Origin of the sequence: Pseudomonas sp. GM102 (assembly GCF_000282555.1) — a bacterium.
Taxonomy (GTDB): domain Bacteria; phylum Pseudomonadota; class Gammaproteobacteria; order Pseudomonadales; family Pseudomonadaceae; genus Aquipseudomonas.
The window spans coordinates 1-26,171 of record NZ_AKJB01000008.1 but is presented as its reverse complement, the minus strand read 5'-3'; the positions used below and the strand labels follow the sequence as shown (position 1 = coordinate 26,171).

The 26,171-nt window shown below is 59.6% G+C and carries 23 protein-coding genes and 2 pseudogenes; 16 read left to right on the top strand and 9 right to left on the bottom strand.

All coding sequences use genetic code 11. The features are described from left to right. A complete protein-coding gene (gene bkdR, locus PMI18_RS27115) occupies positions 1–489 on the bottom strand; it encodes a Bkd operon transcriptional regulator BkdR (RefSeq protein ID WP_007895124.1) in 489 nt (162 codons plus the stop codon). Between the two features lie 185 nt (positions 490–674). Here bkdR and PMI18_RS27120 point away from each other — a divergent pair, with 185 nt between their 5' ends. From PMI18_RS27120 to PMI18_RS27145, 6 genes are all read left to right on the top strand, one after another. Beyond that, positions 675–1,910: a 3-methyl-2-oxobutanoate dehydrogenase (2-methylpropanoyl-transferring) subunit alpha gene (locus tag PMI18_RS27120; RefSeq protein WP_007895123.1), complete on the top strand. Its 1,236-nt coding sequence runs from the start codon at positions 675–677 to the stop codon at positions 1,908–1,910. A gap of 1 nt (position 1,911) precedes the next feature. After that, entirely contained in the window at positions 1,912–2,970 is a 1,059-nt protein-coding gene (locus PMI18_RS27125) for an alpha-ketoacid dehydrogenase subunit beta (protein WP_007895121.1), read from the top strand. Next, a complete protein-coding gene (locus PMI18_RS27130) occupies positions 2,971–4,239 on the top strand; it encodes a dihydrolipoamide acetyltransferase family protein (RefSeq protein WP_007895118.1) in 1,269 nt (422 codons plus the stop codon). It abuts the gene before it with no gap. Between the two features lie 3 nt (positions 4,240–4,242). Continuing rightward, the gene (lpdA, locus tag PMI18_RS27135) at positions 4,243–5,625 is read left to right on the top strand and encodes a dihydrolipoyl dehydrogenase (RefSeq protein ID WP_007895116.1); all 1,383 of its coding nucleotides are present in this window, start codon (positions 4,243–4,245) and stop codon (positions 5,623–5,625) included. Positions 5,626–5,859: 234 nt separating this feature from the next. Next, positions 5,860–6,879, top strand: a complete 1,020-nt coding sequence (locus PMI18_RS27140; RefSeq protein ID WP_007895114.1) for a branched-chain amino acid aminotransferase — start codon at positions 5,860–5,862, stop codon at positions 6,877–6,879. 135 nt (positions 6,880–7,014) lie between these two features. After that, positions 7,015–7,356 (top strand): hypothetical protein, encoded by a 342-nt coding sequence (locus PMI18_RS27145; protein ID WP_007895112.1) that lies wholly within the window; start codon positions 7,015–7,017, stop codon positions 7,354–7,356. On the opposite strand, the gene PMI18_RS27150 is transcribed toward PMI18_RS27145, so the two are convergent. Beyond that, on the bottom strand, positions 7,346–8,272 hold the full coding sequence (locus PMI18_RS27150; RefSeq protein ID WP_007895111.1) for a LysR substrate-binding domain-containing protein: 927 nt from the start codon (positions 8,270–8,272) through the stop codon (positions 7,346–7,348). The genes PMI18_RS27145 and PMI18_RS27150 overlap by 11 nt on opposite strands. A 105-nt stretch (positions 8,273–8,377) precedes the next feature. Between PMI18_RS27150 and PMI18_RS27155 the strand changes: the two genes are divergently transcribed. Next, the gene (locus tag PMI18_RS27155) at positions 8,378–8,986 is read left to right on the top strand and encodes a LysE family translocator (protein ID WP_007895110.1); all 609 of its coding nucleotides are present in this window, start codon (positions 8,378–8,380) and stop codon (positions 8,984–8,986) included. On the opposite strand, the gene PMI18_RS27160 is transcribed toward PMI18_RS27155, so the two are convergent. Further along, entirely contained in the window at positions 8,983–9,747 is a 765-nt protein-coding gene (locus tag PMI18_RS27160) for an ArsR/SmtB family transcription factor (RefSeq protein ID WP_007895109.1), read from the bottom strand. The genes PMI18_RS27155 and PMI18_RS27160 overlap by 4 nt on opposite strands. A gap of 81 nt (positions 9,748–9,828) precedes the next feature. Here PMI18_RS27160 and PMI18_RS27165 point away from each other — a divergent pair, with 81 nt between their 5' ends. The 3 genes from PMI18_RS27165 (at position 9,829) to PMI18_RS27175 (ending at position 12,181) form a co-directional block, all read left to right on the top strand. Next, positions 9,829–11,010 carry a cytochrome P450 gene (locus PMI18_RS27165; RefSeq protein ID WP_007895107.1) on the top strand — a complete coding sequence of 394 codons (1,182 nt, stop codon included), beginning with the start codon at positions 9,829–9,831 and terminating at the stop codon, positions 11,008–11,010. Between the two features lie 393 nt (positions 11,011–11,403). Beyond that, on the top strand, positions 11,404–11,688 hold the full coding sequence (locus PMI18_RS27170) for a DUF6124 family protein (protein ID WP_007895105.1): 285 nt from the start codon (positions 11,404–11,406) through the stop codon (positions 11,686–11,688). A 184-nt stretch (positions 11,689–11,872) separates the two neighbouring features. Next, positions 11,873–12,181, top strand: a complete 309-nt coding sequence (locus tag PMI18_RS27175; protein ID WP_007895104.1) for a hypothetical protein — start codon at positions 11,873–11,875, stop codon at positions 12,179–12,181. 244 nt (positions 12,182–12,425) lie between these two features. On the opposite strand, the gene PMI18_RS27180 is transcribed toward PMI18_RS27175, so the two are convergent. Continuing rightward, the gene (locus PMI18_RS27180) at positions 12,426–12,764 is read right to left on the bottom strand and encodes an FKBP-type peptidyl-prolyl cis-trans isomerase (RefSeq protein ID WP_007895103.1); all 339 of its coding nucleotides are present in this window, start codon (positions 12,762–12,764) and stop codon (positions 12,426–12,428) included. A gap of 272 nt (positions 12,765–13,036) precedes the next feature. Here PMI18_RS27180 and PMI18_RS27185 point away from each other — a divergent pair, with 272 nt between their 5' ends. Continuing rightward, positions 13,037–13,498: a hypothetical protein gene (locus PMI18_RS27185; RefSeq protein ID WP_007895102.1), complete on the top strand. Its 462-nt coding sequence runs from the start codon at positions 13,037–13,039 to the stop codon at positions 13,496–13,498. 50 nt (positions 13,499–13,548) lie between these two features. Further along, a pseudogene (locus tag PMI18_RS29975) lies at positions 13,549–13,805 on the top strand (diguanylate cyclase domain-containing protein); the annotation flags it as partial. An 18-nt stretch (positions 13,806–13,823) separates the two neighbouring features. Here the strand turns inward: PMI18_RS29975 and PMI18_RS0129245 are convergent. From PMI18_RS0129245 to PMI18_RS27200, 4 genes and pseudogenes are all read right to left on the bottom strand, one after another. After that, positions 13,824–15,078: pseudogene (locus PMI18_RS0129245) on the bottom strand (OprD family porin). 94 nt (positions 15,079–15,172) lie between these two features. Continuing rightward, the gene (locus PMI18_RS27190; protein WP_007895099.1) at positions 15,173–16,477 is read right to left on the bottom strand and encodes a CitMHS family transporter; all 1,305 of its coding nucleotides are present in this window, start codon (positions 16,475–16,477) and stop codon (positions 15,173–15,175) included. A gap of 134 nt (positions 16,478–16,611) precedes the next feature. After that, on the bottom strand, positions 16,612–17,931 hold the full coding sequence (dctA, locus tag PMI18_RS27195; RefSeq protein WP_033035677.1) for a C4-dicarboxylate transporter DctA: 1,320 nt from the start codon (positions 17,929–17,931) through the stop codon (positions 16,612–16,614). Between the two features lie 47 nt (positions 17,932–17,978). Next, on the bottom strand, positions 17,979–19,061 hold the full coding sequence (locus PMI18_RS27200; RefSeq protein WP_007895095.1) for a 4-oxalomesaconate tautomerase: 1,083 nt from the start codon (positions 19,059–19,061) through the stop codon (positions 17,979–17,981). Positions 19,062–19,228: 167 nt separating this feature from the next. Between PMI18_RS27200 and PMI18_RS27205 the strand changes: the two genes are divergently transcribed. The 3 genes from PMI18_RS27205 (at position 19,229) to PMI18_RS27215 (ending at position 23,304) form a co-directional block, all read left to right on the top strand. Then, entirely contained in the window at positions 19,229–20,119 is an 891-nt protein-coding gene (locus PMI18_RS27205) for a LysR family transcriptional regulator (RefSeq protein WP_007895093.1), read from the top strand. A gap of 119 nt (positions 20,120–20,238) precedes the next feature. Beyond that, the gene (locus PMI18_RS27210; RefSeq protein WP_007895091.1) at positions 20,239–22,047 is read left to right on the top strand and encodes a monovalent cation:proton antiporter-2 (CPA2) family protein; all 1,809 of its coding nucleotides are present in this window, start codon (positions 20,239–20,241) and stop codon (positions 22,045–22,047) included. 159 nt (positions 22,048–22,206) lie between these two features. Next, a complete protein-coding gene (locus tag PMI18_RS27215; protein WP_007895090.1) occupies positions 22,207–23,304 on the top strand; it encodes a DNA alkylation repair protein in 1,098 nt (365 codons plus the stop codon). A gap of 558 nt (positions 23,305–23,862) precedes the next feature. Here PMI18_RS27215 and PMI18_RS27220 read toward each other — a convergent pair. Beyond that, positions 23,863–24,759: a LysR family transcriptional regulator gene (locus PMI18_RS27220; protein ID WP_007895089.1), complete on the bottom strand. Its 897-nt coding sequence runs from the start codon at positions 24,757–24,759 to the stop codon at positions 23,863–23,865. A gap of 133 nt (positions 24,760–24,892) precedes the next feature. Between PMI18_RS27220 and PMI18_RS27225 the strand changes: the two genes are divergently transcribed. Beyond that, positions 24,893–26,171: GMC family oxidoreductase (locus PMI18_RS27225; protein ID WP_007895088.1), on the top strand; the 1,279-nt coding region annotated here is incomplete at its 3' end.

Below are 26,171 nucleotides of genomic sequence, written 5' to 3'. Positions count from 1 at the left end.
TCAATTAGCCAGGGTCAACCCATTCGCCGGCAACGGCAGCGCCGTCTTATACCGCACCTGCTTGAGCGCAAAGCTCGAACGGATGTTCGCCACCCCCGGCACCTTGGTCAAAAAGTCCATCATGAAGCGCTCCAGCGACTGAATGGTCGGCACCAGCACGCGGATCAGGTAGTCCGGGTCGCCGGCCATCAAATAACACTCCATCACTTCCGGGCGATCCGAGATCGCCTCTTCGAAATGCTGCAACGCCTCCTCCACCTGTTTCTCCAGGCTGACGTGAATGAACACATTCACATGCAGCCCCAAAAGTTCGGCATCGAGCAGGGTCACTTGCTCACGAATCAGCCCTAATTCTTCCATCGCCTTGACCCGATTGAAGCACGGCGTCGGCGACAGGTTCACCGAGCGCGCGAGGTCGGCGTTGGTGATGCGCGCGTTCTCCTGAAGGCTGTTGAGAATGCCGATATCGGTACGGTCCAGTTTGCGCATGAGACAAAACCACCTGCTTTTTATGTTTATGCAGAATTTTTATCCTCAAATGACCTCAAGCGCAACGAAACACAGAGAAATATTCTTCTTGGGCCGGCCTATGATTGTTGTAGGACAAGATTTCTTCTACCGAGGAATGACTGCCAGCTCACTACAAGAAATTCACAAGATCGAGCGTAGAAGCCATGAACCAAGCGTACGAACCGCTGCGCCTGCACGTTCCCGAACCTTCGGGCCGCCCCGGCTGCAAAACCGACTTCTCCTACCTGCATCTGACCGACGCAGGCTTGGTGCGCAAACCCCCAATCGACGTTGAACCGGCCGACACGGCTGATCTGGCCAAAGGCCTGATTCGCGTGCTCGACGACCAGGGCAATGCCCTCGGCCCATGGGCTGAAGGCGTGCCAGTCGAGATCCTGCGTAAAGGCATGCGCGCCATGCTCAAGACGCGGATTTTCGACAACCGCATGGTGGTCGCCCAGCGTCAGAAAAAAATGTCGTTCTACATGCAAAGCCTTGGCGAAGAAGCCATCGGCAGCGCCCAGGCCCTGGCCTTGAACATCGACGACATGTGCTTCCCCACCTACCGTCAACAAAGCATCCTGATGGCCCGCGACGTGCCGCTGGTCGACCTGATCTGCCAACTGCTGTCCAACGAGCGCGATCCGCTCAAGGGCCGTCAACTGCCGATCATGTACTCGGTCAAGGACGCCGGTTTCTTCACCATTTCCGGCAACCTCGCCACCCAATTCGTACAAGGCGTGGGCTGGGGCATGGCCTCGGCGATCAAGGGCGACACCAAAATCGCCTCGGCCTGGATCGGCGACGGCGCTACCGCTGAATCGGACTTCCACACCGCCCTCACCTTCGCCCACGTCTACCGTGCGCCGGTGATCCTCAACGTGGTCAACAACCAGTGGGCGATCTCGACGTTCCAGGCGATTGCCGGTGGTGAAGCCACTACCTTCGCCGGACGCGGCGTCGGTTGCGGCATCGCCTCCCTGCGGGTTGATGGCAACGATTTTGTCGCGGTGTACGCCGCCTCTGCCTGGGCCGCCGAACGCGCGCGCCGCAACCTCGGCCCGACCATGATCGAATGGGTCACCTACCGCGCCGGCCCGCACTCGACGTCCGATGACCCTTCCAAATACCGTCCTGCCGACGACTGGAGCCACTTCCCGTTGGGCGACCCGATTGCGCGCCTCAAGCAGCACCTGATCAAAATCGGTCAGTGGTCCGAAGAGGAACACGTCGCCGTCAGCGCCGAACTGGAAGCCGAAGTGATCGCCGCGCAGAAAGAAGCCGAGCAGTACGGCACCCTCGCCGGCGGCCAGATTCCGAGCGCCGCGACCATGTTCGAAGACGTCTACAAAGAGATGCCGGAGCACTTGAAGCGCCAGCGTCAAGAGTTGGGGATCTGACATGAACGATCACAACAATAAAATCGAGTTGGAAACCGCCATGACCACGACCACCATGACCATGATCCAGGCCCTGCGCTCGGCCATGGATGTGATGCTTGAGCGTGACGACAACGTCGTGGTGTTCGGCCAGGACGTGGGCTACTTCGGCGGCGTGTTCCGTTGCACCGAAGGCTTGCAGAACAAGTACGGCACCTCCCGCGTATTCGACGCACCGATTTCCGAAAGCGGCATCGTCGGTGTCGCCGTGGGCATGGGCGCCTACGGTTTGCGGCCGGTGGCCGAGATCCAGTTCGCCGATTACGTCTACCCGGCGTCGGACCAGATCATTTCCGAAGCCGCCCGCCTGCGTTATCGCTCGGCCGGCGAGTTCACCGCACCGATGACCCTGCGCATGCCCTGCGGCGGCGGCATCTACGGCGGCCAGACCCACAGCCAGAGCATCGAGGCGATGTTCACCCAGGTCTGCGGTTTGCGCACGGTCATGCCGTCCAACCCTTACGACGCCAAAGGCCTGCTGATCGCCTCCATCGAAAACGATGACCCGGTGATCTTCCTCGAGCCAAAACGCCTGTACAACGGCCCGTTCGACGGCCACCACGACCGTCCGGTAACCCCGTGGTCGAAACACCCCGCCGCACAAGTGCCGGACGGTTACTACACCGTGCCGCTGGACGTCGCTGCCATCGCTCGTCCGGGCAAAGACGTGACCATCCTGACCTACGGCACCACGGTTTATGTGTCGCAAGTGGCGGCTGAAGAAACCGGTATCGACGCCGAAGTCATCGACCTGCGCAGCCTGTGGCCACTGGACCTGGACACCATCGTCAAGTCGGTGAAGAAAACCGGCCGTTGCGTGATCGTTCACGAAGCGACCCGCACCTGCGGTTTCGGCGCCGAGCTGGTCGCCTTGGTGCAAGAGCACTGCTTCCACTACCTGGAAGCGCCGATCGAACGCGTCACCGGTTGGGACACTCCCTACCCGCATGCGCAAGAGTGGGCGTATTTCCCTGGTCCGTCCCGTGTGGGCGCGGCTTTGCATCGGGTTATGGAGGTCTGAATGGGCACGCACGTTATCAAGATGCCGGACATTGGCGAAGGCATCGCAGAAGTTGAATTGTCTCAATGGCACGTCAAGGTCGGCGACATAGTCGTCGAAGATCAGGTGCTGGCCGATGTCATGACCGACAAGGCGATGGTCGACATCCCGTCCCCGGTGCATGGCAAGGTGATTGCGCTGGGCGGACAGCCTGGCGAAGTCATGGCAGTCGGCAGCATCCTGATCAGCATCGAAGTCGAAGGCGCGGGCAACGTTAAAGAGTCGGCTCAACCAGTAGCGGTTAAAGAAGCACCCGCTGCAGCGCCTAAAGTTGAAGCCGTTGTTGAAAGCAAACCGGTTGCGGCGCCTCGTCCGACTGCTGTCTGCCAAGGCCCGATGGTTGCTCGTGAAGCCGATGAGCGTCCGCTGGCCTCCCCGGCCGTGCGCAAGCATGCGCTGGACCTCGGCATTCAATTGCGTCTGGTGCGTGGCAGCGGCCCTGCCGGGCGGATTCTGCACGAAGACCTCGAAGCCTGGCTGGCTCAGGGTCAGTCGAATGCATCGACCGCCACCGCCGCTTACGCCCAGCGCAACGACGAACAGCAAATCCCGGTGATCGGCATGCGCCGCAAGATCGCCCAGCGCATGCAGGACGCCACTCAGCGTGCCGCCCACTTCAGCTACGTCGAGGAAATCGACGTCACTGCCGTTGAAGAACTGCGCGCACACCTGAACGAAAAACACGGCGCAACCCGCGGCAAGCTGACCTTGCTGCCGTTCCTGGTCCGCGCGCTGGTCGTGGCCCTGCGCGACTTCCCGCAGATCAACGCCCGTTACGACGACGAAGCGCAAGTCATCACCCGCCTCGGCGCGGTGCATGTGGGCGTCGCCACCCAAGCCGACATCGGTTTGATGGTGCCGGTGGTGCGTCACGCCGAAACCCGCAGCCTGTGGGACAGCGCCGCGGAAATCTCGCGTCTGGCCACCGCTGCGCGCACTGGCAAAGCCAGCCGCGATGAGCTGTCCGGTTCGACCATCACCCTGACCAGCCTCGGCGCCCTGGGTGGCATCGTTAGCACCCCGGTGTTGAACCTGCCGGAAGTGGCAATCGTCGGCGTGAACAAAATCGTCGAACGGCCGATGGTCGTCAAAGGCCAGATCGTGATCCGCAAGATGATGAACCTCTCCAGCTCCTTCGATCACCGCGTGGTCGATGGCATGGACGCGGCGCAATTCATCCAGGCCATCCGTGGTTTGCTCGAACAACCCGCCACTTTGTTTGTGGAGTAAGAGATGCAGATTTTGAACACCACGCTGCTAATCATCGGCGGCGGCCCTGGCGGTTATGTGACGGCGATCCGTGCCGGTCAACTGGGCATTTCGACCATTCTGGTGGAAGGCGAATCGTTGGGCGGCACCTGCCTGAACATCGGCTGCATTCCATCGAAGGCATTGATTCACGTCGCCGAACAGTTCCACCAGACGCAGCACCACAGCCAACACTCGGCGCTGGGCATCAGCGTGTCGGCGCCGACCCTGGACATCAGCAAGAGCGTCGAGTGGAAGGATGGCATCGTTGATCGCCTGACCACCGGCGTCTCGGCGCTATTAAAGAAGCACAAGGTGCAGGTCATTCAAGGTTGGGCCAAAGTGATTGACGGCAAAACCGTCGAAGTCGGCGACACGCGCATTCAGTGCGAGCACCTGGTGCTGGCCACCGGTTCGAAAAGCGTGAACCTGCCGATGCTGCCGATTGGCGGGCCGATCATCTCTTCTACCGAAGCCCTCGCGCCGACGTCCATGCCGAAACGGCTGGTTGTGGTCGGCGGCGGTTACATCGGTCTGGAGCTGGGGATTGCCTATCGCAAGCTCGGTGCCGAGGTTAGTGTGGTCGAGGCGCAGGATCGCATCCTGCCGGCCTATGACGCCGAACTGACCCATCCGGTGCATGAAGCACTCAAGCAACTCGGCGTAAAGCTTTACTTGAAGCACAGCGTTGAAGGCTTTGATTCACAAGGAAATACGTTGCAAGTTCGTGACCCGAATGGCGACACCCTGAACCTGGAAACCGATCAGGTCCTGGTAGCTGTCGGCCGCAAACCCAACACTCAAGGCTGGAATCTCGAAGCCTTGAACCTGGACATGAACGGCTCGGCGATCAAGATCGACAACCGTTGCCAGACCAGCATGCGCAATGTCTACGCCATCGGTGACTTGAGCGGCGAACCGATGCTCGCGCACCGGGCCATGGCTCAGGGTGAAATGGTTGCCGAGCTGATCAGCGGCAAACACCGCGAATTCACCCCGACCGCCATCGCCGCCGTGTGCTTCACCGACCCGGAGCTGGTGGTGGTCGGCAAGACCCCGGACGAAGCCAAGGCTGCGGGGCTGGACTGCATCGTCTCCAGTTTCCCGTTCGCCGCCAATGGCCGGGCGATGACGCTGGAGTCGAAAAGCGGCTTCGTACGGGTGGTCGCTCGTCGGGACAATCATGTGATTGTTGGCTGGCAGGCGGTCGGTGTAGGCGTGTCGGAGTTGTCGACGGCATTCGGCCAGAGCCTGGAAATGGGCGCTCGACTGGAAGACATCGCCGGCACCATCCACGCGCATCCGACGCTGGGCGAGGCGGTGCAGGAAGCGGCGTTGCGTGCGTTGGGGCATGCCTTGCACCTCTAACCGCCTCACCTGATCGTTCCCATGCTCCGCGTGGGAATGCCTCAACGGACGCTCCGCGTCCGCTTTAGGGACGCGGAGCGTCCCGGGCTGCATTCCCACGCAGAGCGTGGGAACGATCAAAGGAACGCATTCCGGGCTGCGATTTAGGCCCGGAATGAAGTATTGTTGTCCCCATCCAGAAAAATGTCAGAAGCCTTGAACCGTTTCGGCGGTTGTTAAGTGATAGAGGGTGTCATGGGTAACGAAAGCATCAATTGGGACAAGCTGGGTTTTGACTACATCAAGACAGACAAGCGCTATCTGTCGCACTGGCGTAATGGCGAGTGGGACAAAGGCACCTTAACCTCTGACAACGTGCTGCACATCAGCGAAGGCTCGACTGCCCTTCACTATGGCCAGCAGTGCTTCGAAGGCCTGAAGGCCTACCGCTGCAAGGACGGTTCGATCAACCTGTTCCGCCCGGACCAGAACGCCGCACGCATGCAACGCAGCTGCGCGCGCCTGCTGATGCCGCACGTGTCCACCGAACAGTTCGTCGAAGCGTGCAAGGAAGTGGTCCGCGCCAACGAGCGTTTCATCCCGCCTTACGGCACCGGCGGCGCGCTGTACCTGCGCCCGTTCGTGATCGGCGTGGGTGACAACATCGGTGTGCGTACCGCGCCCGAGTTCATCTTCTCGATCTTCTGCATCCCGGTTGGCGCTTACTTCAAGGGCGGTTTGACCCCGCACAACTTCCTGATCTCCAGCTACGACCGTGCCGCCCCACAAGGCACCGGTGCGGCCAAGGTCGGTGGCAACTACGCCGCCAGCCTGATGCCGGGCTCCCAGGCCAAGAAGGCGCATTTTGCCGACTGCATCTACCTGGACCCGCTGACCCACACCAAAATCGAGGAAGTCGGCTCAGCCAACTTCTTCGGGATCACCCACGACAACAAGTTCGTCACCCCGAATTCCCCTTCGGTGTTGCCGGGCATCACTCGTCTGTCGTTGATCGAGCTGGCCAAGACCCGTCTGGGCCTGGAAGTGGTCGAAGGTGACGTGTTCATCGACAAGCTGTCCGACTTCAAGGAAGCCGGTGCTTGCGGTACTGCCGCAGTGATCACCCCGATCGGCGGTATCAGCTACAACGACAAACTGCACGTGTTCCATAGCGAAACCGAAGTCGGCCCGATCACCCAGAAGCTCTACAAAGAGCTGACCGGTGTACAGACCGGCGACGTCGAAGCGCCAGCGGGCTGGATCGTCAAGGTTTGATTTGACGCAACCGTCCGTTTGAACAAAAAAGCCCGGCCATCATCTTGAAGGCCGGGCTTTTTTTCGTCCGCGAATCGTGGAAAAGGTCACTAGACTTGCCACGTCCAACAGCCATCAACGGGTGCCATCAAAACCATGGGAAAACTCTGGCGAAAGTATCTGGCCTTGCTGGACACCGACTTCACCACGCAAGTGTTCGACAACATCAAGAACCTGCTGGTGTGTGCCCTGCTGTTCGCTGCTGGCACCAACGTACTGGGTCGCGAGCACCACCTGTTCATGGGGTTGCTCGCTTCGAATCTGGCGGGCTGGGGGCTGATTCTGCTGTCAGCGGTGTTGATGTTGCTGAGTGTCAGCGACGGCCTGCGCCGGCTGTCCAAGTTGCCGTATCACACGGCATTTCAGATTATTCTGTTTCTGATTTACCTGATTTTGGCAGTGCGTGTGGTGGAGATTGTTTGGGTTTTCAGGGCGTAGCGGTCACAGCACGAGGTGTTTGCCAACGCAGCTCATCCTGGGCAATCCGGGCAAACAACCACTCCACAAACACTCGTGTCTGCACCGTCACGTCCGGCGCAACGCCGTAGTAATAACGCGGCAATGGCAGACGCAACTCGGGTAACGGGCAAATCAGGTGTCCGCTCGAGAGGTGAGTGCCCAGCAAAGAGGTTGGGCACAGGGCAATGCCCTGTCCATCCACGGCGGCCTGAAGCGCCAGGTGCATGTGATCAAACTGCCGGGTGACCTGAGTGGCTGACTGGCTTTGACCAAAGTGCATGGCCCAATTGTGCCAGTCTTCGCGACGCGCCTTGACGGTTAGCAGCGTGTGCCGGCTCAGCGAAGTGAGGTCTTCAAGTGGCAGGCGCTCAATCAGCGATGGCGCCGCGACCAGCAATAGTTCGTCTTCGAAGAGCGGTCGCGCCTCAATCGCCGGTGCCCAGTCATCACGACCACGACGAATGACGACATCGAACCCGTCGCGTGCCTGATCGGGTGCCTGGGTTTGAGTGATCACCTGCGGCTTGATGCCTGGGTGCTGCGCAATGAAGTCCGCCAGCCTGGGCGTCAGCCAAAGCACAGCAAAGGACGGACGGACATTGATCTTCACGGTAGGCAGCGAGGCATGTTGCTTGAGCGCAGCGGCAGCGTTGGCGATCTGCGACAGCCCGGCGCTGACCTGCTCATAAAAGCGCTGGCCGGCCGGCGTCAGCACCGATTGACGGATGCGCCGCTCGAACAGCAGCACGCCCAGGTACTCCTCAAGCAATTTGATGTGCCGGCTGACGGCACTGTGGCTGACATGCAGCTCTTCGGCCGCCAGCCTGAAGCTCTGATGACGAGCAGCAACGGCGAAGGCGCGAACAGCATTAAGAGGCGGTAGTTGATTTTTCATGGGTCTAATTTAGTCACCTATGCGCTTTAATTAAAGCGTTTGTCACGCCCGTCTCGCCACGCCAATCTGCCAGCACGCAGCCAGCGCCACCTGACGGAGCACGACATGAACAGCTACGGCCTCTTTGTACTTTTCGCCACCCTGACCATTTTGAGCCCGGGGCCTGGCGTGGTCCTGACCCTGTCCAACGCACTGCGTCACGGCTGGACCGGGGCGCTGCCGGGCATTCTGGGAATTGCGTCAGGGGCATTCGTTGTCGCCGCCATCAGCGCCACCAGTGTCGGGCTGATACTCAGCACCTCCGCGAACGCCTTTACCGCGTTGAAATACGCAGGGGCCGCCTATTTGTTGTACCTGGGCTACAAAAGCTGGCGCTCGGATCGTTTCAGCACGCTGCTTGAAACACGCCCCTCAAGCCCTGGCTATCGCTTCCTTGAAGCAGCTTCGATGCAGCTATTGAACCCCAAGGCGGTGTTTTTCTTTCTGGCGGTGTTCCCGCAATTCATCGACACCTCGGCGCACTTCTACACCCAGTTCATCAAACTGGTCGCTTCCTACGGAGCACTGGTGATTCTGGTGCATGGCAGCTATGCCTTGCTCGCCAATGCCGCCAAAGGCTGGTTGTCGAGCCCGAAGGGTTCCTGGCTGGCGGCGAAAGTCTCGGGCGTGACCTTCGCCGGCTTTGGCGTGCTCATGGCCTCGTCCAGTCGCTAAGCCGCAGGACTGGCGATCGCGCGGCGTCGGTTCTCGGTGGACGTGGGTTGCGCTGTGGTCACCTGAACCGGCAGCTCAACGGCGAACCGATTACTGAGCTCCTTACGCCCCAGCGCCGTCAACGCCAGCGCCCGACTGTCCAGATCCTGCGTTACCCATTTGCGTTTGATCGCCGTTTGCAGGAATGCCGCGCCCAAGGCACCGCCCAGGTGCGGCCGACGCATGCTCCAGTCCAGGCAGGGGCAGGCGAAGCGGCGGCGCAAGGTGCCGAGGTCTTTGACGTCGATGCCCAATCCTTCGAACAACGCTTCACCACTGTCGCTCAGTCGATAAGCCTGCTCATCGGTTTGCAGCAACCACCCCGCTTCGATCATCCGGTCATGCAGCAATACCGCCAGCGTGCCGGCCATGTGGTCGTAGCAGGTGCGGGCGAATTGCAGGCGATCCGGGGTGCGCGGGTTGAACGTCGGCGCGGCGTTCTGGCCGATCACCATCAGCGCTTCCAGCGCCTGGGCCACGCGCTTGTCCGCGAGACTGTAATAGCGATGGCGGCCCTGAACGTGCAAACGCACCAGCGCCAGCTCCTTGAGCTTGGCCAGGTGAGCACTGGCGGTCGAGGCGCTGACTTCGGCAATCGCCGCCAGTTCGGTGCTGGTGCGGGCGTGGCCGTCCATCAGCGAACAGAGGATTTTCGTTCGGGCAGGTTCCGCGATGGCGGCCGCCACTTGCGAGACGCCGATGTCGTGTTGTTGTGCGTTCATATTTCGCTCCCGGACGAATCAAGGCCCTTTCGGACTGGAGATAGTAGCAACACTTTCCCACCCTCGATAAGGCTGCGACCCATGGACCCGATCATCGCTGCGACTCACGCCGATCCCTACCCCTACTACGCACAACTGCGCGCCGAGGGGGGGCTGGTTTTTCATCAAGGACTGAAACTGTGGGTGGCCAGCAGCGCCCGAGCCGTTGCCGCCGTGCTGGCGCATCCGGACTGTCATGTGCGGCCAACCCACGAGCCGGTGCCCAAGGCGATTGCTCAAGGCATGGCCGGCAAGGTGTTCGGTCAGTTGATGCGGATGAATGAGGGTGAGCGGCAGCGTTGCCCGAGGGCGGCGATTGAGCCGGGGCTGGCGTTGATTGATGTGAACGAGGTCAATGCGTTGGTCGGCGCTCGATTGATTACCCCGGGCGCCGACGGGTTGTACGCGGCGATGTTTCGCGGGCCAGTCTGCGTGGTAGCGGCGTTGTTGGGATTCTCCCCGGCTCAGGGCCGGGCCATCAGCGAGCTGACCGCAGACTTCGTCGCCTGCCTGTCGCCCCTCAGCGATCAGGCGCAACTGGACGCCGCCCATGTCGCGGCGGAACAGCTGAAGGGTTATTTCATCGAGCTTCTGGACGACCCGAACAATCGAAGCGCCCTGCTCGCCGGTATCCGGCAGCGTTTCGAGGTGACATCGACCGATTCTGAAAGCTTGATCGCCAACCTGATTGGATTGTTCTCCCAAACCCATGAAGCCACTGCCGGGCTGATCGGTAATGCGCTATTGGCGTTGAGGCGAAACCCACAGTTGTATTCGGCTCATGTTGATGACTTGATCGCTGAAGTCCAGCGCTTCGATCCGTCGGTGCAAAACACCCGCCGCTTCGTCGCCGCGCCGTGTGAAATTGACGGCGTGAACCTGAACCCCGGCGACGTCATCCTGGTGCTGCTGGCCTCGGCCAATCGAGATCCACGGCTTAATGATGATCCCGACACGTTTCAGCTCGACCGTCCGAACCGTCGCAGCTTCACGTTTGGCGCGGGACGTCATCAATGTCCGGGGCAGGTGTTGGCCTTAAGCATTGCCCGTGCGACGCTGGCTGAGATCCTGGCAATGCAACCTGCTTTGGACCGGTTGACCTGGCACTACCGTCCTTCTTTGAACGGGCGTATTCCTTTGTTCACTGATCTGCCCTGCGCGTCATCGTTTTTCGCGAGCAAGCCCGCTCCCACAGTGGATCGTCGATGCTCACAACATTTGTGATCGACACAAAACCCTTGTGGGAGCGGGCTTGCTCGCGAAGACGGCATGACAAACGAAGCATCACTTGAGGCGTGCGCAACAGGCTACAGCGCCTTGCGTCATTGCCTACAACTACGCCAGAATCCGCCGGCTTGTGCGCCTTGGGGCCCGTCGGTAACTTGATTCCCGTCACTGAATGGTCAGTGATCGGGTTTAGTCGCTCGGTAGTTCCCAAAGCAGCACGCACTCCGTTCAGTCAGGTATTACCATGCCTGCGCTCAATGGCAGCTGTGCGCAGGGCACCTTCGGGTGCGCCGGTAAAGCTTTGGTACCCGGTCGACTAACCTGCCTACAGCTGCCACCCCCTTCGTTTAGTCGCGAGGAGGTTGCAGCATCAATAAAGGTACCTAAGCAATGTTCAAACACACTCCAAATCCCCCTGATTCAGAAGCCGAATCGGTTTCACCCAAGCCCCCACGCAAACCCAGCACAATGTTCGTCGTCGCCCCCGACATCGATACCGAAAGCTTGCTGGCCAATGCCTGCGAATCACTGGCATCAGCCAGTGTCATGGTCAGTGACTTTGCAAACCTTCTGGAAGACCCACATCGCAACACAGTGTTGGGGATTCAGCAGGTCATCATGCTGGGTGAACTGGCCGTGAACCGGGCGCTGGACAACATCGATCCGCAGCAATAGCCGATGGTCTGTGGCGAGGGGGCTTGCCCCCGTTCGGCTGCGCAGCAGTCGTAAAACTGGCGAGCGGAGATTACCTGACACACCGCATTCACGGGTTTCAGGGCCGCTGCGCAGCCCAACGGGAGCAAGCCCCCTCGCCACAGAGCAGAGTAAAAATGTGAGCCTTCTCTACCAAGATCCAACAATGAGCCACGAGGAAGCCACGAGGCTTCTAGCCAGCGGCGTAGAAACCAGCGTTGCCACCGCACTGGTTTCTATCGGGCTGAATGAGCAAGACAGGATTTGGGCTCAGAACACCTGCCTGAAATACCTCGAGAGTGAGTCCGAATCGGTTGCAGCAGCTGCCATCACCGCGCTCGGTCACATCGCCCGCAGACAGGGTGATCTGGATTTGGGTGCCGTACTCCCGGCCCTTGAAAAAGTGAAGGAAAAATTCCCCTCCCTGGAAGGGACTGTGGTGGACACCCTTGATGATATTGAGGTATTCACCTGACTTGCCGTTTAGCAAAGGGACACTGACCGTGAAACAGGCACTGAACTGTGGCGAGGGAGCTTGCTCCCGCTCGGGTGCGCAGCAGCCGCAAAACTGGCGAGCGGAGATTACCTGACACACCGCATTCACGGGTTTTAGGGCCGCTGCGCAGCCCAACGGGAGCAAGCTCCCTCGCCACAGATAGCAAAAAACCCGCGTTCTCCTCACGGAGATGGCGGGTTTCTCATTTCAACTCACACGGTTATCAATCATCCCGCGTCAGCACTTCCAGCAATTCAATCTCGAAAATCAGATTCGAATTCGGCGTAATCGCGCCCATCGTCCGCTCGCCATAAGCCAGATGTGCCGGCACCAGTAGCTTGCGTTTACCGCCAACCTGCATACCCATGATTCCCTGATCCCAGCCCTTGATTACCCGCCCGGTACCAATCACGCACTGAAAAGGCTTACCCCGGCTGTAGGAAGAATCGAATTCAGTACCGTCCTCCAGCCAACCCCGATATTGAGTAGTGATCAGCGCGCCTTTGACGGCGGCTTTGCCATCGCCCACTTCAAGGTCGATTACCTGCAATTCATCATTCATCACATTCACTCTATCTTTGCGCTTGCCCGAACGGGCTTGATGGGCGCCGTTTTCCCAGAAATGCAGGCTATTGGCAACCGTTTCGCTCTGTATCCGGCAGTGGTCGTGAACCAGGCTCTGTACGGAAACTGCCTGATCGCCACTCGGCGACTTTTCGTACAGCCCCTAATTTACACAACAGGACTTATGTAACCCGACAATACGCCGATACCGTGCAGCGGCACGGAAGCACCGAAGCAGCACTTACTCCATAGAAGGCAGGAACAGGAACAATGTTTGAACACATCTGGCGCAGCATCCATTCCCCGGGCTACTTCCCCAACGTACTGGAGTGGATGATCAATATTCTCCTCAACCCGTTCATGGTGATTATGAGCCTGATGGTCGGAGCGCTGGCCGGTAAATGGTGGAGAGCCATCCCCTACGGCAGCCTCATTTGTTATGTGGTGTTCCTGAGCCGGTCGTCATTCTATCGGTGGGGAAGCATTTTCCCCGAAGCCGGCCTGCCTGCGCTGTTGATTGATGGCGCACTGCTGGCCCTCCTCGGCTTCTATTTGAAAGGCGTACTCAGAACCCGCTCAGAAGCAAAACCCGAAGGCCATTGGTTGCGCTGGCTTTATCAAAGCCTGAAGGTCGTCATGCTGACAGTCATGGTAATGTTCTGGGTACTCGTCGTGCTGTTTGTCGTGACCTTCACCGTCTCGGTCGCTACCCAACCGTCAGTGGCGCACTGACCCACCTCCTGCTTGCCAGGGTCTGTACGAAAAGTCGCCGAGTGGCGATCAGGCTCCCCCAAGGCATCAACTTACAGGACGAAGCTCGCAGCATCTGCCAGAAAATCTTCGTCGAACTCGCACCACCAGTGACCATCGGCAACGACCAGCGCCACATCAGCACCAGCCTCGGCGTGGCAGGGTGTTCCCGGACCATGCGCCGAGCATGGACCGGTTGATTCACATTGCCGATCTGGCGATGTATGAGGCTAAACGCAGTGGGAATAATCAGTATCGGTTGGGCGAGCAGACGGTGAGCCGGGTCTGACGCAGGCGCCACGGAGCCCTACCAGAGAGCAATGTCGTAGGTGAAATAGATCCGATTGCTGTCACGTCCACGCGCGAAGTCCGAACGGTAGACATAGTTGCGCAGCTTTACGCCAACACCCTTGAACGTGCCGCTCTGGACCACATAGGCCAGTTCCGTGTCGCGTTCGGACTCTTTGATGTTGGTGTCGGACTTGCCGTCGTTGCCTTTGAGATAACGGGTCATGAACGTCAGCCCGGGCACGCCCACCGGTGCAAAGTCGTAACCGTAACTGAGCATCCAGGTCTTCTCGTCCTCTTCGATGAACTTGCCGATGCCGACGTTGCTGAATGAGTACACCGTCGCACCGCTGATGTATGGCAACCCGGCGTCACCGCTGAGTTGTTGATAACCGCCGCCAAAGGTGTGCCCCGCCACCGCGTAGGACAGCTGACCGCTGAGCATGTCGTTATCGATTTTCGAGGCGTAGGCACGGCCCGCGTCATTGCTGCTGAAATAACGCAGGTCGCCGGTCAACACCCCGGGGCCCAATGGCAGATCGTGCTGGAGGCCGGCAAAGTTCTGGCGATAGAAATTTTCCAGTTCACCATAGAAGTAACTCAGACGGGTGTTCTTGCCGAGTTTGTAATCACCGCCGGCGTAGGTGAAATCGCCACCTTTGTCGCCTGAGTATCCGTCAGGAACAATCGACACGCTGTCGGTGGAATCGCGCAGCTTGAATCGGTCCAGATGACCGCCAGTCAGGGTCAGGTTTTCGATGTCGGTGCTGACGACTTGCCCTCCCTCATAAGTCTGCGGCAGCAAGCGCGCATCGTTATAGATCAGTACCGGGGTTTTGGGCAGCAGTGTGCCGTACTTGAGGGTGGTCTTGGCCAGTTTGACCTTGGCCGCAGCCCCGGCGCTGGCAAACTCATCGGCGGCGCGACCGTCATCGTGTACCGGCAACAGACCGGTGCCACTGCGGCCCCCCCCCGGAATCAAGTTTGACCCCCAGCAAGCCCAATGCGTCGATCCCGAAACCGATAGTGCCGGGGGTGAACCCCGACTGGAAATCCAGCAGGAACCCTTGGGCCCACTCGGTGCGCTCACTTTTGGCAGTTCTGGCCGAACGCGCACTCAAGCCATGCTCATCGCGAAAGTTTTCGTTGAAATAGACGTTGCGCAGTTGCAGCTTCAACTTGCTGTCGTCGATGAAATCACTCGCACCGGCAGTGGCCATCGGCAACACGCCCAGAAGAGGAAGAAGAGCCCCGCGAGTCAGAAAATGGATCATGTCGAACTACTCATATTGTTGTTTTAAGGATGCACGTGGCCGCGCACCCGTCATCGGGAGCGTGGAGCTCTATCAGCGACGAGTCAGGGGTGAATCAGGAGAACAGCGTCAAGGCACCGGTCAGCAGAGCCAGCGCGGTGACCACCAGGGAGGTGAGCACCGCCCATTTGACGGTGGCGCGCTGGAAGTCGCCGATGTCGCGATCGACCATCCCCACCAGCAACAGGGTCGAGGCCACCAGCGGGCTCATCAGGTGCACCGGTTGGCCAAGAATCGACGCCCGGGCGATTTCCACCGGATCGATCCCATAGGCCGCCGCCGCGTTGGCGAGGATCGGCACCACACCGAAGTAATAAGCATCGTTGGACAGCACGAATGTCAACGGCATGCTGGTGATCGCCACCACCAGCGGGAACAAGTGACCCCAAGACGGTGGAATCCAGTCCACCAGGGTTTGCGCCAGGGCGTCGACCATTTTGGTACCGGAGAAAATCCCGGCGAAAATACCAGCCGCGAATACCAGCAGCACCACGGTCATGGCGTTGCCGGAGTGGGCGAGAATGCGCTCCTTCTGAATGTCCAGCTGCGGGTAGTTGATCATCAGCGCCAACACGAAACCGATCAGAAACAGGATCGCGGAATGCATGATCCCCATCACCAGCGCGACCATCACCGCAGTCACCAGCAACAGGTTGACGTAGGCAAGTTTCGGGCGCTTGTGCGGCGTATCCTCAAGAATCGCTTTGATGTAGCAATCACCGCCACCGCTCTGCAGTTGGGTATTGCCGATGCGTTTACGCTCGGTGCGGCCCAGCAGGAACGCGGTGAACACCACCCACGCGGCGCCACCGACCATGGTTGGCAACAACGGAATGAAGTACGCCCCGGCATCCAGCCCCAGCGCGGCAATCGCCCGGGTCGCCGGGCCGCCCCAAGGGGTCATGCCGCTCATGATGCTCAGTGACAGCATGGCGATGGTCGCCAGAATCATCGGGTTCATGCCGATGCGCTTGTACAACGGCAGCATCGCCGCGCAGGTGATCATGTAAGTGGTCGTGCCGTCACCGTCCAGGGCGACAGTCAGCGACAGCAGCGCAGTGCCGACCGCGATTTTCATCGGGTCACCGTTGACCCGTTTGAGAATCTTGCGGATCAGCGGATCGAACAGCCCCGAGTCGATCATCAAACCGAAAAACAGAATCGCGAACAGCAGCAGCGCCGCCGACGGTGCGACCATTTTCAGGCCATCAAGCATCATTTTGCCGGTAGTCCCACCAAAACCGCCGATAACCGCAAAGACGATCGGAACAACGGTCAACGCAACGATCGGTGACAGACGTTTGGTCATGATCAGAAAGGTGAACACAACCACCATGGCCAAGCCGAGTAAGGCAAGCATAAGGCAACTCTCTTGTTGTTATGGATTGTGTGGCCGACGCGCAGGCGAACGACTCCGAGCCCGCCAGGCGACGCGATCGGCGACGCCCGGCAGCAGGTAGTAAAAAGGTTAGTTTTTGCAGCACTTACGCAGTACTAAATGTGCGTGGTGGTTCCGACGCGGTCCCAGGTTTGATCGCCATCCGGGACAGCCGGTTTTTTACCGTCCAGGGTATCGAGCAGGACCTGACGGTCGCAGGCGTTCTCCGAGATAGAGATCACCACAGTCGCCACGGCGTTACTGGCCAGACTGGTCAAGGCCCGTGCTTCAGACATGAAACGGTCGATCCCGATCAACAGCGCCAGACCAGCCAGCGGAATGTCATGGATCACCGTGAGCGTGGAAGCCAGCGCCACGAAACCGCTGCCAGTCACCCCCGCCGCGCCCTTGGACGACAGCAACATGATCGCCAGCATGGTCAAGGTTTGGGTCACGGTCAGATCAATGTTGCAGGCCTGGGCAATGAAAATTGCCGCCAGAGACAGGTAGATCGCCGTGCCATCGAGGTTAAACGAGTACCCCGTCGGCAGCACCAGCCCGACCACGCCTTTGCTGCATCCCAATGCCTGAAGTTTCTCCAGCATGCGTGGCATGACCGGCTCAGTAGAGGAAGTCCCCAGCACCACCAGAAACTCTTCGCGCAGGTAACGCAGCAGCTTCCATAGGCTGAAGCCGTGGGCGCGGCAAATGCTCCCCAGTACCACAAAGACGAAGAAGGCGCAGGCGACGTACAAGGTCATGATCAACTTTGCCAGCGAACCCAGCGAGGTGATGCCGTACTGTCCGACGGTGAACGCCAGTGCCCCGAAGGCACCGATCGGCGCAAAACGCATCAAGTAGGAAAAAATCTTGAAGACCATCTGCGATGCCGCTTCCAGTACATCGAGTACTGGCTTGCCACGGTCGCCCAGGGAAGACAGGGCGAAACCGCACAGCACCGCGATAAACAGCACCGGCAGCACTTCACCTTTACTGAACGCACCTATAAAGGTGTCAGGGATGATGTGCATGAAAAACTCGACCACCCCAAGCTTCGCCGCAGACTCGGTGTACTGGGATAGACCTGCCGTACTCAATTGGCTCGGATCGATGTTCATGCCCACGCCCGGCTTGAACACGTAGACCGCGACCAGGCCTATGAACAGGCTGATCACCGTCAGCCCGAGAAACAGCAGCATGGTCTTGCTCAGCAAGCGGCCAAGGGAGCGTTTGTCGTTCATCCCGGCGATGCCGGTGACGATGGTGCAGAACACCACTGGCGCAATCATCATTTTGATCAGCTTGATGAAGGCATCACCCAACGGCTTGAGGGTAATGGCCTGCTGAGCCCAGAAGTGCCCGACCACGACGCCCAGTAGCACGGCGCAGAGGATCTGGAAGTAGAGCGATTTAACAACTTTCATGGCATCACCCATTTTTAGAATTGTTCTGATGCAAAAACGACAGTGACTGCGCGGGAAGACTACCCGGCGAGCCGTTGGGAAACCGGGGCATACACAAAGCCGGAAAACAGTCTTCGCGCGGTACGAACAACAGAGGCGCGGATTGTCTCACCGTTTTTACCGGTGTAGGACAACACGACATCGATGCCGCCGCTCGGGTGCTCGATTCGCACCTGTTGCAATCGTGGCCCACCGATATTGCCGAGCATCTGCGCCACCACACTGCCTTCGCTGACACAGGCCGTGGCCAGACCGATGGAACCGGTAATGGCCAGCGCACGGTGGCAGTTGTGCGGCATGAAGTAGCGAACCTGCAACGTGCCACCGGCCTTGGCCGGTGCAACCAGCACAGGCTTGGGGATGACCTTGTCGCTGACGTCGCCCAGCCCCATGGCCACGCCGGCACGCAGTCGCAGAGCTTCGAGACGGCGCATAAAGTCTTTGTCGGCGTCCAGCTCGACTGGAGTTTCATCGCCGCGTTTGCCCAAGTGACGCGCCTCGATGATCAGCATGGGCATGGCCATGTCGATACAGGTCACCGGAATGTCGTCGAACCAGTCCTGGGTGCTGCCGGTTGGAAACAGCTTGCCGGTCTTGCTGCCCGCTGCGTCAAGGAATGTCAGTTGAACCGGTGCCGCGCTGCCTGGCACGCCATCGATGGCGGTGTCACCTTCATAGCTGACTTTGCCGTTTGGTGTCTGCACGTCAGAGGTAACGAAGGTGCCGGTGTTGAGATTGCGAATCCGCACGCGGGTTAGCTCACCGACCGCCTTGACCAGGCCTTGCTCGATGGCAAACGGCCCGACCGCGCAGAGCATGTTGCCGCAGTTCGGGGCGGTATCCACCCGACGCTGGGACACCATGACCTGAACGAACAAGTAATCAACATCGGCATCGGGATGTAACGAAGGGCTGACGATGGCGACCTTGCTGGTCTGCGGGCTACCGCCGCCGATGCCGTCGATCTCCAGTTCGTGACCGGAGCCCATCACCGAGAGCAACAACTCATCGCGCTCTTCAACCGAAACCGGCAGATCCCAGGCGAGAAATACCGGTCCCTTTGAGGTACCACCGCGCATCAGCACACAAGGAATTCGTTGCATGGCCACTAACTCTTGTTAATCAATCGGGGTAATTGATGTCTTGCAAACAAGAGTGACAGGGAAGTAATTGTGTTTCCAATGCAAAGATCGGAGCAATTATTGCGTTTCACAAAAGAAAGTTTTAACGTTCAGAACGTGGTCCAACGCCCTCCCCAACGAGATAAAACATGGAATATGAGCTTCAGGACATCCGATCTTTCGTGAAAATCGCCGAACTGGGGAGTTTTCACGAAGCTGCCGATGCACTGCATCTGTCGCAACCAGCCTTGAGCCGGCGGATAAAAAAACTTGAAGAGGGTTTAGGGACTACGTTGCTCGATCGCACCACGCGCAAGGTCAGCCTGACCAGCGTCGGTCGCGACTTCCTGCCCAAGGCTCGTCGATTACTGGATGACTTCGACGATTCGATCCTGAACATCCGTGAATTGGCCGAACGGCAAATCGGTCAGGTGACCCTGGCCTGCATTCCAACCGCTGCGTTTTACTTCCTGCCGTCGGTGATTCGTCTTTATAACGAACGCTATCCGAAAATCCGCATCCGCTTGCTCGACCTCAGCGCCAATGAAGGGCTCGAAGCAGTGTTGCGGGGGGAAGCCGACTTCGGCATCAACATGATGAGCGGCCAGCACCCGGACATCGAATTCGTTTCACTGGTCAACGAACCCTTCGTCCTGGCCTGCCGTCGTGACCATGAACTGGCCCAGCGAACGTCCGTGACCTGGTCAGAACTGAGCGATTACCGGTTGATCGGCGTCGGGCGCCTGAGCGGCAACCGCATGTTGCTGGACCACGCTCTATCGGGCCTGAGCTGGCGTCCGCAGTGGTTTTATGAAGTGCAGCATTTGTCCACCTCGCTGGGCATGGTCGAAGCCGGGCTTGGGGTTTCCGCCATGCCGAGTCTCGCGATGCCGGCGGCGGATCACCCGACACTAGTGAGCATCCCGCTGACTGACCCCGTCGTGAACCGGACACTCGGCCTGGTGTACCGTCGGGGCGCATCGTTATCGCCGGCGGCGGAGAAGTTCGTTTCGATTCTGCTCGAACAATGGCCCCACTGAGCCGTGGCGTTCGATCAATAACCTCGTTGCTGACTGAATGGACGCCAGCCATTATCCTGACGCCCCGCTGAAAATCGGGCGAACGCCGCTCTCGCCTGCCCCCACCCAGGAGTTTCGCCATGCCCCACGAAGGCAACCTGTTGCAAGCCGCTGTCGTCTTTTTATTCGCGGCGGTGCTCACCGTCCCCTTGGCCAAGCGCCTGCAATTGGGGGCGGTGTTGGGTTATCTGTTTGCCGGGGTGATCATCGGGCCGTCGGTGCTGGGTTTGATCGGTAACCCGCAAAGTGTCAGCCATATTTCCGAACTCGGAGTGGTGTTGTTGCTGTTCATTATTGGCCTTGAACTGTCGCCGCGACGCTTGTGGGTGATGCGCAAATCGGTGTTCGGCGTGGGCCTGGCGCAGGTGCTGCTGACCGGTTCGGTGATTGGTGTGCTGGCGTTGTTTGTGTTCGGCCAATCGCTGAATAGCGCGATCGTGTTGGGCCTGGGCCTGGCGTTGTCGTCCACCGCATTTGGTTTGCAAAGCCTGGCCGAGCGCAAGGAGCTGACCAGCCCCCATGGGCGGTTGGCGTTCGCGATTTTGCTGTTCCAGGACATCGCCGCGATCCCGCTGATCGCGATGGTGCCGCTGCTGGCAGGTGGCGATCACACCACCAGTGCCGCCGAAGATTTGAACCATGGCTTGCGGGTGCTGGGCAGTATCGCGGTAGTGGTGATTGGCGGACGGTACTTGCTGCGACCGGTGTTCCGGGTGGTGGCCAAGACCGGTCTGCCGGAGGTGTCCACCGCCACCGCGTTGCTGGTGGTGATCGGCACGGCATGGCTGATGGACCTGGTCGGCGTGTCCATGGCACTCGGCGCGTTCCTCGCCGGTTTGCTGCTGGCGGATTCCGAATACCGTCACGAGCTGGAAGCGCAGATCGAACCGTTCAAGGGACTGCTGCTGGGGCTGTTTTTTATCAGCGTCGGCATGGGCGCCAATTTGAGTCTGCTGCTGAGCGCGCCAGTCGTGGTGCTGGGGCTGACCCTGCTGCTGATCGCCATCAAGTTGCCGCTGCTGTTTGTTGTCGGTCGACTGGCCGGAGGTTTGGGCAAGGTCAGTGCGATTCGCCTCGGCATCGTGCTGGCGGCCGGTGGTGAGTTCGCATTTGTGGTGTTCAAGATCGGTCGTGATCAGGGGCTGTTCGAGCCACGCCTGTACGACCTGCTGGTGCTGACGATTACCTTGTCCATGGCCGTGACACCGCTGTTGTTGCTGTTGTGCGCCCGACTGGTCAGCCCCAAGGTTCAGCCCGTGGAGGTGCCGCAGAAGTTCCGCGAAATCGACGCCGACACGCCCCGTGTCGTCATCGCCGGCATGGGCCGTATGGGGCAGATCGTGGCGCGGATTCTGCGGGCGCAGAACATCAAGTTCATCGCCCTCGACACATCGGTGGAAACCATCGAATTGTCCCGCAGCTTCGGCGGTGTGCCGGTGTTCTATGGCGACCCGATGCGCCCGGAAATCCTCAGCGCGGCCAAGGTCGAGCAGGCGGAGTTTTTCGTGATCGCCACCGATGATCCCGACACCAACATCAAGACGGCGGAGGTGGTGCATAAGCTCTATCCGCACATCAAAATCATCGCCCGCGCCCGTAACCGTCAGCATGTGCACCGGTTGGTGGATGTCGGGGCGCAGGCGGTGCGGGAAACCTATTATTCCAGCCTGGAAATGACCCGACGGACTCTGGTCGGGTTGGGGCTGACACAGGCCCAGGCAGATGCGCGGATCAAGCGCTTTACCCATCACGATGAACAGGTGCTGGAAGCCCAGCATGCGGTGTATGACGATGCGGCCAAGGTGATGCAAACGGCGCAGGAAGCGCGGGCAGAATTGGCAAAACTGTTTGAGTCGGATCAGTTGGAAGAGGAAGCGGGTAAGGTTTGAGGTGGACCTGATGTCCTCATCGCGAGCAGGCTCGCTCCCACAGGGGATCTATGTCAGCCGCAGATCTTGTGGCTGACTCGGTCACTGTGGGAGCGGGCTTGCTCGCGAAGAACGATAACGCGGTGCATGGGATAAACAACAACGACCAAGGAAACCACTATGGCTGACCAGACCTCCCCCGCCCTGAAGGAAATCTTCAACGCCGAACGCCTCGCGCACATCGCCACCGAAATGACGGCGGTTTATCCCGGTTTCGATGCCAAGGCCTTCCTGAAGCTGGCCAAAATCGGTCTGGCGGATCTCTCAGTCATGCAACGCATGGCCCGCGTCAGCGAATGCCTGCACGCGGTATTGCCGCTCGGTTATGAAGAATCCCTCGACGCCCTACGCGCCCTCGCCCCGCGCCTGAACAGCGCCTTCGTCAGTATGTTTTTGCCGCACTACGTCGCGACCTACGGCGCTCACACGTTCGATCTGTCGATGGACGCACTCAAATATTTCACGGCCTTCGGCTCATCGGAATTTGCCATCCGGCACTTTCTGCGCGGCGATCTCGAACGCTCACTCAAGCTGATGCACGATTGGTCGCAGGATGAAAACGAACACGTCCGGCGCCTGGCCAGCGAAGGCAGCCGACCGCGCCTCCCATGGTCGTTCCGGCTGGAACAAATCCAGGCCGACCCGACACTGGCGGCTGCAATCCTCGATAACCTCAAGGCCGACGAAAGCCTATACGTGCGTAAATCCGTGGCCAACCACCTCAACGACATCACCAAGGATCATCCCGAATGGGTGCTGGCGCTGATCGAGGGTTGGTCACTGGACAACAAACACACGGCGTGGATCGCCAGACATGCCCTGCGCAGCCTGATCAAACAGGGCAACCAACGGGCGCTGGCGATCATTGGCGCGGGCGGCAAGCCCGAAGTTGAAATCATTGACGTGAAGGTTGAGCCGGCGGTGATTCGCCTGGGTGAAAAAATCACCCTGTCGTTCACGGTGAAGTCCACGGTGGCGCAGAGTCAACGACTGGTGATCGACTATGCGATTGATTACGTCAAAGCCAATGGCAGCACGTCAGCGAAGGTGTTCAAGCTCAAGGCGATGACTCTGCCCGGCAAGGCTACCGAATCCATCGCACGCAGCCAGCACATCAAAGAACTCACCACCCGAAAGCATTACCTTGGCTTGCACGCCGTGCACATTCTGGTCAACGGCGAACGGCTGGCCAGCACGGCGTTCGAAATCCTCGCCTGAAGCCCCACAGCCTTCGCATGAAATACGGTCCCTGTAGGAGCGAGGCTTGCCCGCGAAGTCGTCAGGTCTGGCACACCTCGTTATCGTTCTTCGCGGGCAAGCCTCGCTCCTACATTAGGTGGCAGCTATGTGCGGGTCTGCAAGACCGGGAAACCAGGAACCCGGCAGATCCGAAGATCTCCCGCACAAAGCCGCCATTTCGAGGACATAAACGAGCGTCCTGTGGCAGAGCTATGCGACTGGTATTCCGGCGGGCTTGCAGACCCGATCACTAATGAGCAGTGACGAAAATCAAGTTACCGAGCGGGCCCAAGGCGCACAAGCCGGCGGATTCTGTCTTACGTGTAGGCGGTGGCGCAAGGCGTTGTAGCCTTTGGATGGTAACGGCAAGCTTCATTTAAACGATCGCGATTTTTCTTGTTTAAATGGGCTGTGAGCGAGATGCAGCCTCACTCGCGGCGGATGCCTTTGTAGGAGCGAGGCTTGCCCGCGAAGAACGATTACACGGTGTGCCAGAAATGACGCCTTGGGCAAGTCGGATCGCCGCACCGCTCGCTCCTACAGGGGAATGGAGCCTTGCAGCAGATGTTGCTCACGCTCACACAACTCCACCACGTAATCCCACAACACCCGCAACCGTACGGACTTGTGCAGCTCGCGCCGCGTACTGATCCAGTAACTGCGCTGGATGCTTTCATCCGGCAACAACGGCACCAGTTGGGGATCGGCGCTGGCCATGTAGCACGGCAGCACGGCGATCCCCAGGCCCGAGCGCGCGGCCTGTTGCTGGGCGATGACGCTGGTGCTGTGAAAGACCACCTGGGGGTTGCGGCAGAAGCTGTTGAGGAACATCAGTTCCTGGCTGAACAGCAAGTCGTCGACGTAGCCGATCCACGCATGGCGACCGAGGTCTTCGCGGCTGCGCAATGGTGGCGAACGGTCCAGATAGGCCTGGCTGGCGTAGAGCGCCAGGCGATAGTCGGTGAGTTTGCGGGTGACCAGCATGTCAGCGGCCGGGCGTTCGAGGTGGATGCTGATCTCCGCTTCGCGATTGAGAATGCTGACGAAGCGCGGCACCGCCACCAGTTCCACCTCCAATCCCGGATAGCGTTCGAACAGCCCGTTCATGCGGCTGGCAAGGAACATGATGCCCAGCCCTTCCGTCACCCCGACCCGGATCTTGCCCAGCGGCGCGGATGACTGGGTGATTTCTTCCTGAGCCAGCAGCGCGACGTTTTCCATGGCTTCGGCGTGTTTGAGCAGCGCTTCGCCGGCCGGGGTCAGTTCATAGCCCTGCGCATGTTGGACGAACAGCGCAGTGCCGAGGCTTTTTTCGATGGCCTCGATGTGCCGGGCCACAGTGGCGTGGGTGGTGTTCAAGCGGCGGGCGGCGGTCAGCAAGCGGCCGCTGCGCTGCAATTCGAGAAAAAACCGCAGGTCATTCCAGTCGAACATGAACCATCCTTGAGGCAATGCCGTTAACGACGCTGTTTAAAAACGCACAGCGGCTGCGCAAAAACTAACATTCTTTTAACGAAAGCTAACAACTAGGATGACCGACAACAAGAACAACAATACGAGGTCAGGGATGCAGACTTCCCTTGATGAATACGACTACATCGTGGTCGGCGCCGGGCCGGCCGGTTGTTTGCTGGCCAATCGACTGTCGGCCAACCCGCAGCATCGCGTGTTGCTGCTCGAAGCCGGCGGCCGCGATAACTATCCGTGGATTCACATTCCCGTCGGTTACCTGTTCTGCATCGGCAACCCACGCACCGACTGGTGCTTCAAGACCGAAGCGCAACCGGGCCTGCAAGGTCGCGCCCTGAGCTACCCGCGCGGCAAGGTGCTCGGTGGCTGTTCCTCGATCAACGGCATGATCTACATGCGCGGCCAGGCCGGCGATTACGAAGGCTGGGCGGCCGAGGGCAATGCCGGCTGGGGCTGGCAAGACGTGCTGCCATTGTTCAAGCAAAGCGAAAACCATTTTGCCGGCGACTCGGAATTTCACGGCGCTGCCGGGCAATGGCGAGTCGAGCGGCAGCGGCTGTCGTGGCCGATCCTTGATGCGTTTCGCACGGCAGCCGAGCAAAGCGGCATCGCCAGCATCGATGACTTCAATCAGGGCGACAACGAAGGCTGCGGCTACTTTCAGGTCAATCAGAAAGCCGGGATCCGCTGGAACGCGGCCAAAGCGTTTCTCAAACCGATCCGCAAGCGCGCCAATCTGACGGTGCTGACAGACGTCGAAGTGGACCGCGTACTGCTGGAAAACGGCCGTGCCTCAGCGGTCAGCGCACGTTGGCAAGACCAGGCCAGAACCTTCAAGGCGCGCAAGGAAATCGTCCTGTGTGCCGGTGCCGTCGGTTCACCGGGCATTCTCCAGCGTTCCGGCATCGGCCCTCGCCCATTGCTGCAAAAACTAAGGATCGGCGTTGCCCATGAACTGCCCGGTGTGGGCGGCAACCTGCAGGACCATCTGCAATTGCGGCTGATCTACAAACTGGAAAACGCTCGCACCCTGAACCAGATCGCCGGCACGCTGTGGGGCAAGATGGGCATGGGCCTGCGTTATCTGTATGACCGCAGCGGTCCGCTGTCCATGGCCCCGAGCCAACTTGGTGCCTTCGCCCGTTCGGGACCGGAGCAGACCTCGGCGAACCTCGAATACCACGTGCAACCGTTGTCGCTGGAGCGTTTCGGCGAGCCGCTGCACGCCTTCCCCGCGTTCACTGCATCGGTCTGCGATCTGCGCCCGCAAAGCCGTGGCCGAATCGACATTCGCTCCGCCGACCCGCGAGAAGCGCCGCTGATCCAGCCAAACTACCTGAGCCATCCCGAAGACTTGCGAGTGGCAGCCGATGCCA

Coding starts and splice junctions, on each gene's coding strand:
- bkdR (WP_007895124.1), bottom strand. CDS start 489: ATGCGCAAACTGGACCGTACCGATATCGGCATTCTCAACAGCCTTCAG.
- PMI18_RS27120 (WP_007895123.1), top strand. CDS start 675: ATGAACCAAGCGTACGAACCGCTGCGCCTGCACGTTCCCGAACCTTCG.
- PMI18_RS27125 (WP_007895121.1), top strand. CDS start 1,912: ATGAACGATCACAACAATAAAATCGAGTTGGAAACCGCCATGACCACG.
- PMI18_RS27130 (WP_007895118.1), top strand. CDS start 2,971: ATGGGCACGCACGTTATCAAGATGCCGGACATTGGCGAAGGCATCGCA.
- lpdA (WP_007895116.1), top strand. CDS start 4,243: ATGCAGATTTTGAACACCACGCTGCTAATCATCGGCGGCGGCCCTGGC.
- PMI18_RS27140 (WP_007895114.1), top strand. CDS start 5,860: ATGGGTAACGAAAGCATCAATTGGGACAAGCTGGGTTTTGACTACATC.
- PMI18_RS27145 (WP_007895112.1), top strand. CDS start 7,015: ATGGGAAAACTCTGGCGAAAGTATCTGGCCTTGCTGGACACCGACTTC.
- PMI18_RS27150 (WP_007895111.1), bottom strand. CDS start 8,272: ATGAAAAATCAACTACCGCCTCTTAATGCTGTTCGCGCCTTCGCCGTT.
- PMI18_RS27155 (WP_007895110.1), top strand. CDS start 8,378: ATGAACAGCTACGGCCTCTTTGTACTTTTCGCCACCCTGACCATTTTG.
- PMI18_RS27160 (WP_007895109.1), bottom strand. CDS start 9,747: ATGAACGCACAACAACACGACATCGGCGTCTCGCAAGTGGCGGCCGCC.
- PMI18_RS27165 (WP_007895107.1), top strand. CDS start 9,829: ATGGACCCGATCATCGCTGCGACTCACGCCGATCCCTACCCCTACTAC.
- PMI18_RS27170 (WP_007895105.1), top strand. CDS start 11,404: ATGTTCAAACACACTCCAAATCCCCCTGATTCAGAAGCCGAATCGGTT.
- PMI18_RS27175 (WP_007895104.1), top strand. CDS start 11,873: ATGAGCCACGAGGAAGCCACGAGGCTTCTAGCCAGCGGCGTAGAAACC.
- PMI18_RS27180 (WP_007895103.1), bottom strand. CDS start 12,764: ATGAATGATGAATTGCAGGTAATCGACCTTGAAGTGGGCGATGGCAAA.
- PMI18_RS27185 (WP_007895102.1), top strand. CDS start 13,037: ATGTTTGAACACATCTGGCGCAGCATCCATTCCCCGGGCTACTTCCCC.
- PMI18_RS27190 (WP_007895099.1), bottom strand. CDS start 16,477: ATGCTTGCCTTACTCGGCTTGGCCATGGTGGTTGTGTTCACCTTTCTG.
- dctA (WP_033035677.1), bottom strand. CDS start 17,931: ATGGGTGATGCCATGAAAGTTGTTAAATCGCTCTACTTCCAGATCCTC.
- PMI18_RS27200 (WP_007895095.1), bottom strand. CDS start 19,061: ATGCAACGAATTCCTTGTGTGCTGATGCGCGGTGGTACCTCAAAGGGA.
- PMI18_RS27205 (WP_007895093.1), top strand. CDS start 19,229: ATGGAATATGAGCTTCAGGACATCCGATCTTTCGTGAAAATCGCCGAA.
- PMI18_RS27210 (WP_007895091.1), top strand. CDS start 20,239: ATGCCCCACGAAGGCAACCTGTTGCAAGCCGCTGTCGTCTTTTTATTC.
- PMI18_RS27215 (WP_007895090.1), top strand. CDS start 22,207: ATGGCTGACCAGACCTCCCCCGCCCTGAAGGAAATCTTCAACGCCGAA.
- PMI18_RS27220 (WP_007895089.1), bottom strand. CDS start 24,759: ATGTTCGACTGGAATGACCTGCGGTTTTTTCTCGAATTGCAGCGCAGC.